Below are 8,830 nucleotides of genomic sequence, written 5' to 3' on the forward strand. Positions count from 1 at the left end.
CGCCAGCGTCGCCATTCCACCCTGGGCGACTTGACGCCCCACGAGTTCGAACGGCAAGCTACGGCCGCTTAACTTCAGCTACGCAATATCGGGGCAAACCCAACCCCCCATCCCCACCTCTGAGGCCAAACGAAAAAAGCCCCACCCTGCCCAGGTCGAAGCCAGGGCGGGATGGGGCTTCTCATTCAGGGCAACGCTCCTCCGAACGAGGAACACAGCATAAGCCTTGCTGGACAGTCAATTCAGATATTCACTCCGGTACATCCGGTCCTCCCACTCCAAGTGATCCAGCATGGTATCGAGCCGCAGCAGCACCTCAGCACGTCGACGTTCCAGGAAGGCCGGTGAGGAACCCGTGTCGTTCCAATATCGATCCATCACATGACGAGCGGCGGCCCGAAGCTCATCACTCGTGACGTGCGCGGCGAGAGCGGCCTTAGCGATACGCTCCAAGCGCACCAGGCCTTCAACGACCGCGAAGGAACCAAAGACCTCATCGTCCTGTAGCTCCGTTAAAGCCTCGAGGAATGGCCCATCCATACTGGGAAATGCTGCCAGATTCACAGGTCTGGCGCCTCTGGGTTTTTCTTAGGGCGTTGGCGCGGGCGCCGGCTTCGGCGGCTTGATCACGGCCCGGTACAGATCCTCCAAGCCGCGCACCACGATGCCGTAGACCACTGGTGCTAGCGGCCGCAGCCACAAGGGCAGCCGGGGCACCACATACCGGTCCCAGGCCACCCCGAACAGCAGCCCGACCAGGCGCTCAGCGTTGCCGTCCTGCAGCAGCGGCGCCCCGGCCACCACCGCCTTCGAGACGATCCCCAGCAGCGTGGTGCCCAGCGGGTCCAGCCAGGCCGGCGCCGGACGCGAGAGCGGCACGTCTTCGTACACCCCGGTCTGCGCCACGTCGGTGGCCGTCATCGGCCGCAGTTCCTCGGTCACTGGGGCAGGCGCAGGTAGAGGCCCCGCAGGGACCACCGGGGCGACCGGCAGCTGCGCCTGGGCCAGTTGCCCCATCAGGTCCAGCAACACGTCCGGCGCCACCCCCTTCGCCCTGGCCTGTTCCCGCCGATACGCCATCCACCCAGACGCGACGGCGGCCAGCACCAGCCCCAGCGCCAACCCGGACCACGGCCGGGGCAGCTCGATGCCTGCCCGGCTTGCCACGCCCGAGAGCATCAACGCCCCCAGGCCAGCACCCAGGCCCAGGCTCAACAGGATGACCGCGCCCCCCTGCACCACGCGCCCAGCCTTCGCCAGCACGACCTTCAGCAGCTCAATCAACGCGATCTGCATGAACACGAACGCGACCAGGAACAGCAGTCCCGGCAATCCCAGCCCGGAGATCAGTTGTAACTCCATCACAGCACCTTCCTTTCGTCTTGGCGTTCCTTGGGAACGATCACGACCTTCGGCCGTCCCTGGGCATTGACCCGCAGGTGACCGTCCGCCGTCACGGGGATGCTCAGCACTTGAGAGGTGTCGACCACCCCATTGATGTCCTCCGGGTGGACCCACACCGTCACGTTCCCGGCAGGGGGGGAGCGACTGGCGTGGGCACCGGCTGCGGCGCAGGGGTGGGCTGCCCCTTGCCCATCGCGTCCTGCCAGCTCGGCACTGTCGTCCCCGGCAGCGGGTCGGTAAGCTGAAAATGCATGCCATCCGTCTCCGACCAGCGCCCACCCCAGGTCCAGCCGCACTCCTCCATGCAGCGGACAAAGTCGCGGTCGATCTGCATCTGCGCCGCCGGGATGCCGTAACGGTTGGTGGCCTGGTCGAAGTCCAGTGCCAATCCCCAGGCGTGCACGCTCAGGGCGTTCTGAGGATTCCAGAGGATGTGGCGACCCATGAACGCGCCGTCGTAAGTGTGCAGCCGGGTGTGCAGTCCCCAGCGCCGCACCTCGGCCCAAGTAGCGACGAGGTGCTCGGCTGCAATGCGGTGCACCGTTACGGCGACCGTCTGCCCGGCGTAGCGGGGCCAGCCCGGCAGGCGGGCGATGGGGACCCGCACGAGGTGGCTGCGCGCCCAGGTCGGGTCAGGGACGAAGGCACCGTGCTGGGCGGCGGGCACCTCACGGGGACCGCGCGGGTCACCCAACACGCGCATCAGCTCGGATTGGGCCGGACGGGCGCGGATCGAGTTGGCAAAGTCGAAGTTCACGGTTTCCTCCTGCGCAGACCCAGCTGCGCCTCCAGTTCGGCCACACGCTCTTCGGCCTGGTCCGCGCGGTCGCTGCAGGCCTCGGTGCGGCGGCGCTCGTCATCGAGCTGTTCGTACACGCTCGGGCGCACGGCCAGCGCGATCAGGTAGATGGCCCAGCCCACGTACATGACCAGGAACGAGGTCGGCACCCCCGACACCTCGCCCGTGTAGATAGTCCGCATGATCTGCCCGCTGGTGAAGACGGCGATCAGCAGGCAGATGATCAGGTGCCACCACGGGTGTCCCCGGATCACGAAACCCACGTAGAGGGCAAATCCGCCGATGCCCGCGCGCAGGTAGAGCGCGTTGGCCTCATCGACCTGGACGCGGCCCATGAACTCCGCCACGTCGACCGGGATGACGAAGTAAGTCGTTACGAGGTAGACCAGCGTGCCCAGGAGGGCAACCCAGTGCCACCAGAACCAGCCAGCTGGGTGGAGCCACGCGGGGAGTGCCCGCTTACTTGCTACTTTCGACATCAGAATCACCCTCCTTTCGCTCCTGCACGACGATTTTGAAACCGAGCTTGTTCTCGGAGAAGAACGCGATGGCCTGTGCGGTGGCCTGGGGAATCCACTGCCCGAGCAGGGGACCGACGGCCGCGCCCCCGATGGAGAGCGCGGCCTGCTTGCCGGGGCCGCGCAGGATGGGCCAGATCTCGGGCAGGGCGATGGCGCAGACCACGCCCCCGACGAGGCCGCCCAGCATGGTTTCGGTGATCACGACCCACCAGGGCGTGGGGGTTTCGCCGTTTTTGATCTGCCAGCGGCGCTTGCTGGGCAGGCGGCTGGCACTGAAGACGAGTGCCCAGAACGTGGCCCACAGCAGGGCGGTGTAGTCCAAGCCCGACAGCAGCGGGGTGTGTTCCATGTCGTCTGCTCCTCATTGCGCGCCCCTGGGGGCCTGCGGGACGGGGTAAGTTTTGCCGCTCGCGGCGTGCCAGCGCACCTCCCAAGTGGGCATGACACCCGAGCCTGGGGGGTAAGGGACGGTGAGGACTGGACGCTGGGGCGTGAGCCGGTAGGTGCCCTGCTCGGGCAGCATGCGGCCACTGGCGAGGTTGGACAGGGAGATGCGGGCCTCACCACCCTCGGGGCAGCCCTCACGCAGCTCGACGACGATGCGGCGCAGGCGGGTGTCGGGGTCGGCCCACATCGGCCAGGAGACGGGGAAGTAGGCGGCTTTGACGAGGCAGAAGTGGGGAGCGGCAGGGGGGAGCTTGGGCGGGGCCGCTGCGCCCGCACAAAGGGCCAGCCCCAGCGCGAGCGCGGGCAGGAGCGGGAGTTTGAACATGCATGCACCTCGGGGAATTGGGCGGGAATGAAGACCGCCCTAGGCCGGGTGCTGGGGCGGGATAAAGGTCAGGTGAGCCTGTCTCTTTGGGGAGTGGCCTCAGCTCTCCGTGGGGGCCTCGCTGGCCGGGGCGAGCTCGACCACCTGGGGCGCGGCCGCCTGCGGCTGGATGGTGCCGGGGTCGTCGCTCCAGCCGCAGCCGCCAGTGGTCGGGTCGCACAGCCAGTAACCGGAGGGCTGCTTCGTGCAGCGTTCAGTGCAGAGGTCGCAGCGTCTAGGAAGGACTGGTCGTGGCACGGTCTCGGATCTCCTGTTGGTAGGCGAGCAGGCTGGCGGCCTCCTCCTCGATTTCCTGGGCGGCCTGAACCTTCCGCAGGGCCAGGGCGCGGGCGTGCAGGCTGTACCGCTCGGCCAGTTCCGCCCCGATCTCGTCCATCTCTGCCCGGTCCGCCGCTCGGGCCTGGGCCGCGGGTAGGGCGGCCTCCAGCTCGGCGTCCGTCGGCTGGGGAACGGGGAGGGTCCAGGCCGTGAGGTAGACCGCCTCCCCGACCTGGAGGAGCGCGGCGCCCGGGTAGAGTCAGCGCAGCGCCTGGGCCTCCTCGGGCATCAGCGTGCGGCCCTCCGGCAGCGTGCTGCGCACCTCACGCACGGGCTCGGGCGTGGGGATGTAGTCGATCATTGTCCGTACCCCCGATGGACCGTCAGCAGGCTGTCCACGCCGACCGTGTAGTTCTGATCACACGAGAGGTCGAACCACAGGTTCTGCCAAGCGTGGAGGGGGATCGTCCCAGTCATGGTCACCGTCTCGTCGCCGCCGCGCAACACGCGCTTGTGGGCCAGGAGTGCGCCCACTCCGAGGCGCTGTGGGGTGGTCGTCAGGACCGCTCCCGCCTGTCCACCCTTCACCACGAGTTCGAGGGTGTAGTGGTACAGCCCCGGCCCCAGCTCAGTGTTCCCGCGCGCGCTCTCGGCCGGCTTATAGCTGTGGTCCGGCTGGCCCCGGCCCGTGTTGTCCATGACAGCGCGGTTGATCGGGAAGCGCGCAGGAAGGCCGCCCGTGACCGGGAAGTCCCCGATCGGGCCAGCAATCATCAGCCCCGTCAGGTCGGTCGAGGTCAGCGCATAGCCCTTGCCCACGACCAACGGCTGGAAGGCCTCAGCGGTGTCGTAATCCCAGATCAGCTCGCCCGAGCCGGTCGGCTTGGGAATGACCCACTCGGCGCCGTTATGCGAGATGGTGTCCGTGATCTGGAAGGGCGTGTTGCCTGCGTCCTCGTTGGGGATGTACCACTGGATGGTGCCGGCGCTGTAGACCGCCGTGCGGATGTAGAGCCAGTAGTACCCGTCCGCGTTCTTGTAGACGCGGAAGCCCATGCTCTCGCCCCGGTTGCTCAGGCGCCGGTTCCCGTGGACCTCGAGGACCGGCACGATGTCCCCGCCGCGCACCCCGAACGAGGCGAAGATGCGGCTGGTCTGCGTGTTGGCCGTGTTCCCGAAGTCCGACTGCCCCGTGATCTGGAAGACCACGCTGGTGCCCTCACCCGGCGAGTTGGGCTCGTTCGGGACGTTGTTCAGGCGGAACGCCCGGTACCAGCTGAAGCCTTCCAGGCGCTTACCCTTCATCGTGGGGATTTCCAACGCGCTCAGGCGGCCGTCGTGGTTATCGAGCTTGGCCTCGTTGGCGACCGGCTTGCGAGTATCTTCCCCATCTCAGACCTCCTCGACCGGGGGCGGCGGCGTGGGCTGGGCGAGGGTGCGGTACTCGATGCACAACTGCGCATCTACCGCACCCTCCCGCACGACCCGGTAGGCGAGCAGCTCCCGCCCCCGGATCTCCTCGGAGTCCCCGGCCGAAAGCAGTGGCGTCTGCGCCGACGCCTCGCCGCCGATGCTGCGCCGGATCGTGCCCGAAACCACATGCACGGTTGCCTCATGGAACAGGACGTTGGTCGGNAGTGGCGTCTGCGCCGACGCCTCGCCGCCGATGCTGCGCCGGATCGTGCCCGAAACCACATGCACGGTTGCCTCATGGAACAGGACGTTGGTCGGAATATTCGCCGCGACCGCTGTGACGGTCACGAAGGACGTGTAGCACCCCGTCACCTCGGGCGGCCGGACGTGCAGGCCTTCGATACCCGGCCTGGGCTGCCAGGGTGCCCACCGAGGCGCGCACCTGCCCGAGCGTGGCCTCGCGCGCTGTCCGGGTCACTCCCGCCCCCACCCTCGCCCCCGCCTGCGCTGCTGCCCACCAGCCGCACCGGCAGCGGCTCGTCATCCGACACCTCCGTCGCCTTCCCTGGCTGCGTTCGGCTCCGCACCAGGAGCAGCACCGAACTGCCGTTAAACGCGTTCAATAGATCTCGTACAAATCCCATGCTTCACCTCACCCGGCCATGAAAGACGGCCCCCACCGGACCGGGTCGGTGGGGGCAAAGAAGGCGAGGCCTCTGTTTGTGAAGACGGCCGTCGCAACGGCCCGTTCTGGGCTGCGCGGTCAACGCGCTCTGGATCACAGGCGCCAGCTTGCCCTCAGCGTCGCTGTGGCCCTGCTGGTCCGGATGAGTCCCGTCCGTGAAGGTCGTGACCCAGCCCGTGGTGTCGACGTACTGCGCCCGGTTCCCCGCCGCTGCCACGGCCGCCTGGATCGCGCCCGCGTAGACGCCGTTGAACGGCAGGAGCGCGAGGATCTTAGCATTGGGGTAGCGCGCCTTCAGAAGCGTCAGGAGACTCGTGTAATCCGCCTGGAAGGCCGCATCGCCGATGCCGCGCCCGGCGTCGTTGGTGCCCAGGTTGACCGTCACGACCTTGACCTGGGCGGCGTAGCGACCCGGATCGGGGCGTAGCGCGTAGTAGAAGAGCTGGTTCTTCAGGGCACCAGGCACCCCGCCGCTGCCGAGAGCGGGCTTGGGCTCCGGGGAGGCCTGCTTTTCCCCGCGGCGGGCACGGCGGTCCCGGTTCGTGTCCGACACTTTCTTGGGCGGTTTCTTCGCGGTACTTCTGTTGGGGCTCATCTTGTCCTCTCACTGACCAGTGCGGCCCGGTAGGCCGCCCAGGACGAGTAACCGGCCGCCTGGGCGAGGGTGTCATAGATCACGGGCAGGGCGCGCTTGCGGCCCTCAGCGCGGGCCACGTCGCGCTGCCGCTTGGCCTCGCGCTTCACCGCGCTCACGGTGGGCCGGGCCGGCGCGGGGGCAGGGGCAGGCTCAGCCTCCACATCCCAGGTCCGGAGCCAGGGGCGGGGGCCCGTCACGGCTCCTCGCGCTCCAGATCCGGCCGGCGCACCCAGCCGAAGCGGCCGAGCTTCTCGTACCACGTCTCGCTGCCCTTGACCGACTCCCGGTACGTCGCCGTGTCGGTTTCCGGGTCATAGCCCTCAAGGGTCAGCTCGCGCCGGTTGATCTGCTGAGAGTCGCCCTGGTAGCTGACGTGCTCCAAGGTGCAGTTACGGGCCTCCGGGTCCTCGGCGCTGCGCGCGATCTTCGCGCTGTACACGCGGTGCTCGATGTCGGCCACGCCGGGGCGCGGGCCCTTGCGCCGGATCTCCAGGTGCAGGACACCGTTGAAGGTCGGGGAGGGGGTGGGGTCAGTCATGGTTTGGGGTCCCATTGCTTGCATCCAAAGTCGCTCGGGGTAAGGGGCAGGGGCTGCATGTCGGTCGCCAGCAGTCCGTTGGCCGGCGTGATCGTGAGGTTCAGCAGGCGCAGGCGCCCGCAGTTGCCCAAGCCGCTCGGTACCCCGTGTGCCCGGGTCGTGGCGCCGCGCACGGGGGCCGCATACTTCTGCGGCGACCACCACGCGCAGTACTGGCAGCTCTGCGGTGCCGTCTTGACAAACGGGATGATCTTTGAGGTACCCGCCATCAGTGCCGTCCCAGTTGGGTGGGAGCAGGGCTGTTCCCGGCGCGCATCTGCCCTATCCAGATCAGAGCGTACAAGCGACGCGGCGGTAGGCCGGGTACCTCGCTCTGCTCCGGCATATGGCATGGAGGATATGTCGAGCTCCAGAATTGGCCGCACGACACCCTGACCCTCGGCCGCGTTCAGCGCGACTCGCACGTGTTCCACACGGTGTCTTCCGTGATGGAGGGCGACGAGGTAACCCTTGGAGAGGGCAAAACGCTGGCAGATCGAGTCCCTCTTTAAGGAGAGCAAGCATCGGTTTGGGCTGAACCGCTTTGCCCTGTGGACCGCGCGAGGACTGGACCGTTAGCTGCTGCTGATCTTCGTGGCCTGAACCCTGACCCTGCTCTACGCACAACCGGGCCAAACGCTAGCGAGCAGCGCCCATCGTGCGCTGCTCGCTCTTCAGCCGAAGCTCTACTTGGGCCACCTGCTGCACCTCTTCACAAAAAACGCGGAATTTCTCAGCCAGCAGAGCTATTCATTGTCTTATACGAGATGCACCTCCTGAGTATCACTCTTGTTGCTTGGAGACGTGATGGTGACTCAGTTCAGTCTCCGTCTGCTGAACTCTTGCTTCCAGTACATGTTGTCGCTCCGTAGCCTTGAGCTCGTTCTTCTCCAGATTGGCCAGCTTGGCCAGATTCTGTTCCTCCTGTTGTTCCAGAGATGAAATCAACTGGCATGTACTCTCTGCCTTCTGCTCAAGCTCAGCTCGTTGTGCAGCATGGGTGCGGCCGCCCTCCTCCAGTTCCCGTACACGTTCCAAAGCTACGGCTCCTAAAAGCTCCAACTGAGTGAGATTTCGCTCGCTCTGTTCATGAGCAACTTGGACCTGGAGGGTCTCCGTATCGTCCCTGACTTGCTGGAGTTTGGCTCTCTGTTGAGCAGTGTCGGCTTCACCCAGAGCTGTCGTAATCAGGTTTTGAAGTTCTTCCAACTGCTGCTGCACGACCTCACCCAGGGTACGTAGCAGGTGACCACTGACCTCCTCCAGGGGAGTGCCGATGACATCTGTCAGGATGTGTTGGATGGATTCCCGGAGTTCTGTGGCAATCCGGATCTGTGCCTCACTGGACTTCACGATGTCTCGGAGCGTGTCAAGGTGAGCTTGCCCCCCCTCTGTGGTAGTCAGTTGGGTAGCTTGCAACTGGGCCTGGGTTGCGGTCACCACCTGGTGCAGCGAGCGGGTAACCTCAATCTGATCCCGACCAGCAGAGATGATCTGCTCAAGAACGTCATGCTGGAGAAAGCCTGCTGCGCCTACATGCCGCCGGGCCAAGGTAAAGGAAGCGTTTTCGGCAACATTGCGGCGCTGCTCGGCCTGAGCGTCATTCTCAGAAGTTGCACCTCGCGTAGGACAATGAATAGCCGTGCTGGCCGAGAAATTCTGCGTTTTTCGTGAAGAAGTGCAGCAAGCGGTTGAGATACAGCT

General features: G+C 66.2%; 16 protein-coding genes. All 16 read right to left on the reverse strand.

The window, feature by feature from the left end; all coding sequences use genetic code 11:
- Window positions 1-237 precede the first annotated feature (237 nt).
- Window positions 238-564 carry a hypothetical protein gene (locus ASF71_RS19260; RefSeq protein ID WP_156372977.1) on the reverse strand — a complete coding sequence of 109 codons (327 nt, stop codon included), beginning with the start codon at window positions 562-564 and terminating at the stop codon, window positions 238-240.
- Between the two features lie 24 nt (window positions 565-588).
- Entirely contained in the window at window positions 589-1,365 is a 777-nt protein-coding gene (locus ASF71_RS19265) for a hypothetical protein (RefSeq protein WP_235514624.1), read from the reverse strand.
- Window positions 1,362-1,526, reverse strand: a complete 165-nt coding sequence (locus ASF71_RS24265) for a hypothetical protein (RefSeq protein ID WP_156372978.1) — start codon at window positions 1,524-1,526, stop codon at window positions 1,362-1,364. The genes ASF71_RS19265 and ASF71_RS24265 overlap by 4 nt, the downstream gene beginning before the upstream one ends.
- Entirely contained in the window at window positions 1,523-2,161 is a 639-nt protein-coding gene (locus ASF71_RS19270) for a M15 family metallopeptidase (protein ID WP_056303144.1), read from the reverse strand. Before ASF71_RS19270 ends, ASF71_RS24265 begins: the two co-directional genes overlap by 4 nt.
- Window positions 2,158-2,682 carry a hypothetical protein gene (locus tag ASF71_RS19275; protein WP_156372979.1) on the reverse strand — a complete coding sequence of 175 codons (525 nt, stop codon included), beginning with the start codon at window positions 2,680-2,682 and terminating at the stop codon, window positions 2,158-2,160. Before ASF71_RS19275 ends, ASF71_RS19270 begins: the two co-directional genes overlap by 4 nt.
- Window positions 2,663-3,073, reverse strand: coding sequence for a hypothetical protein (locus tag ASF71_RS19280; RefSeq protein WP_056303148.1), 411 nt, complete (start codon window positions 3,071-3,073; stop codon window positions 2,663-2,665). Before ASF71_RS19280 ends, ASF71_RS19275 begins: the two co-directional genes overlap by 20 nt.
- 12 nt (window positions 3,074-3,085) lie before the next feature.
- Window positions 3,086-3,496, reverse strand: coding sequence for a hypothetical protein (locus ASF71_RS19285; protein WP_056303150.1), 411 nt, complete (start codon window positions 3,494-3,496; stop codon window positions 3,086-3,088).
- 99 nt (window positions 3,497-3,595) lie between these two features.
- The gene (locus ASF71_RS24270) at window positions 3,596-3,793 is read right to left on the reverse strand and encodes a hypothetical protein (protein WP_156372980.1); all 198 of its coding nucleotides are present in this window, start codon (window positions 3,791-3,793) and stop codon (window positions 3,596-3,598) included.
- Window positions 3,771-3,932: a hypothetical protein gene (locus tag ASF71_RS24275; RefSeq protein ID WP_156372981.1), complete on the reverse strand. Its 162-nt coding sequence runs from the start codon at window positions 3,930-3,932 to the stop codon at window positions 3,771-3,773. The genes ASF71_RS24270 and ASF71_RS24275 overlap by 23 nt, the downstream gene beginning before the upstream one ends.
- A 239-nt stretch (window positions 3,933-4,171) precedes the next feature.
- Entirely contained in the window at window positions 4,172-5,119 is a 948-nt protein-coding gene (locus ASF71_RS19290; RefSeq protein ID WP_056303152.1) for a hypothetical protein, read from the reverse strand.
- Between the two features lie 87 nt (window positions 5,120-5,206).
- A partial coding sequence (locus ASF71_RS19295; protein ID WP_235514066.1) for a hypothetical protein occupies window positions 5,207-5,449 on the reverse strand: 243 nt, incomplete at its 5' end.
- A 425-nt stretch (window positions 5,450-5,874) separates the two neighbouring features.
- Window positions 5,875-6,507, reverse strand: a complete 633-nt coding sequence (locus ASF71_RS19300) for an SGNH/GDSL hydrolase family protein (protein ID WP_056303156.1) — start codon at window positions 6,505-6,507, stop codon at window positions 5,875-5,877.
- Window positions 6,504-6,746, reverse strand: coding sequence for a hypothetical protein (locus tag ASF71_RS19305; protein WP_156372983.1), 243 nt, complete (start codon window positions 6,744-6,746; stop codon window positions 6,504-6,506). The genes ASF71_RS19300 and ASF71_RS19305 overlap by 4 nt, the downstream gene beginning before the upstream one ends.
- Window positions 6,743-7,087 carry a hypothetical protein gene (locus ASF71_RS19310; RefSeq protein WP_056303160.1) on the reverse strand — a complete coding sequence of 115 codons (345 nt, stop codon included), beginning with the start codon at window positions 7,085-7,087 and terminating at the stop codon, window positions 6,743-6,745. The genes ASF71_RS19305 and ASF71_RS19310 overlap by 4 nt, the downstream gene beginning before the upstream one ends.
- Window positions 7,084-7,356 (reverse strand): hypothetical protein, encoded by a 273-nt coding sequence (locus ASF71_RS19315; protein ID WP_056303162.1) that lies wholly within the window; start codon window positions 7,354-7,356, stop codon window positions 7,084-7,086. The genes ASF71_RS19310 and ASF71_RS19315 overlap by 4 nt, the downstream gene beginning before the upstream one ends.
- 553 nt (window positions 7,357-7,909) lie before the next feature.
- A partial coding sequence (locus tag ASF71_RS24600) for a hypothetical protein (protein ID WP_369815027.1) occupies window positions 7,910-8,830 on the reverse strand: 921 nt, incomplete at its 5' end.

Source organism: Deinococcus sp. Leaf326 (assembly GCF_001424185.1).
Lineage (GTDB): Bacteria > Deinococcota > Deinococci > Deinococcales > Deinococcaceae > Deinococcus.

What these genes read in the sequence shown, in the direction of transcription:
- ASF71_RS24275 (WP_156372981.1), bottom strand. Translation starts at nt 3,932, where the DNA reads ATGGACGAGATCGGGGCGGAACTGGCCGAGCGGTACAGCCTGCACGCC.
- ASF71_RS19300 (WP_056303156.1), bottom strand. Translation starts at nt 6,507, where the DNA reads ATGAGCCCCAACAGAAGTACCGCGAAGAAACCGCCCAAGAAAGTGTCG.
- ASF71_RS19275 (WP_156372979.1), bottom strand. Translation starts at nt 2,682, where the DNA reads ATGTCGAAAGTAGCAAGTAAGCGGGCACTCCCCGCGTGGCTCCACCCA.
- ASF71_RS19290 (WP_056303152.1), bottom strand. Translation starts at nt 5,119, where the DNA reads ATGAAGGGTAAGCGCCTGGAAGGCTTCAGCTGGTACCGGGCGTTCCGC.
- ASF71_RS19280 (WP_056303148.1), bottom strand. Translation starts at nt 3,073, where the DNA reads ATGGAACACACCCCGCTGCTGTCGGGCTTGGACTACACCGCCCTGCTG.
- ASF71_RS19310 (WP_056303160.1), bottom strand. Translation starts at nt 7,087, where the DNA reads ATGACTGACCCCACCCCCTCCCCGACCTTCAACGGTGTCCTGCACCTG.
- ASF71_RS19285 (WP_056303150.1), bottom strand. Translation starts at nt 3,496, where the DNA reads ATGTTCAAACTCCCGCTCCTGCCCGCGCTCGCGCTGGGGCTGGCCCTT.
- ASF71_RS19315 (WP_056303162.1), bottom strand. Translation starts at nt 7,356, where the DNA reads ATGGCGGGTACCTCAAAGATCATCCCGTTTGTCAAGACGGCACCGCAG.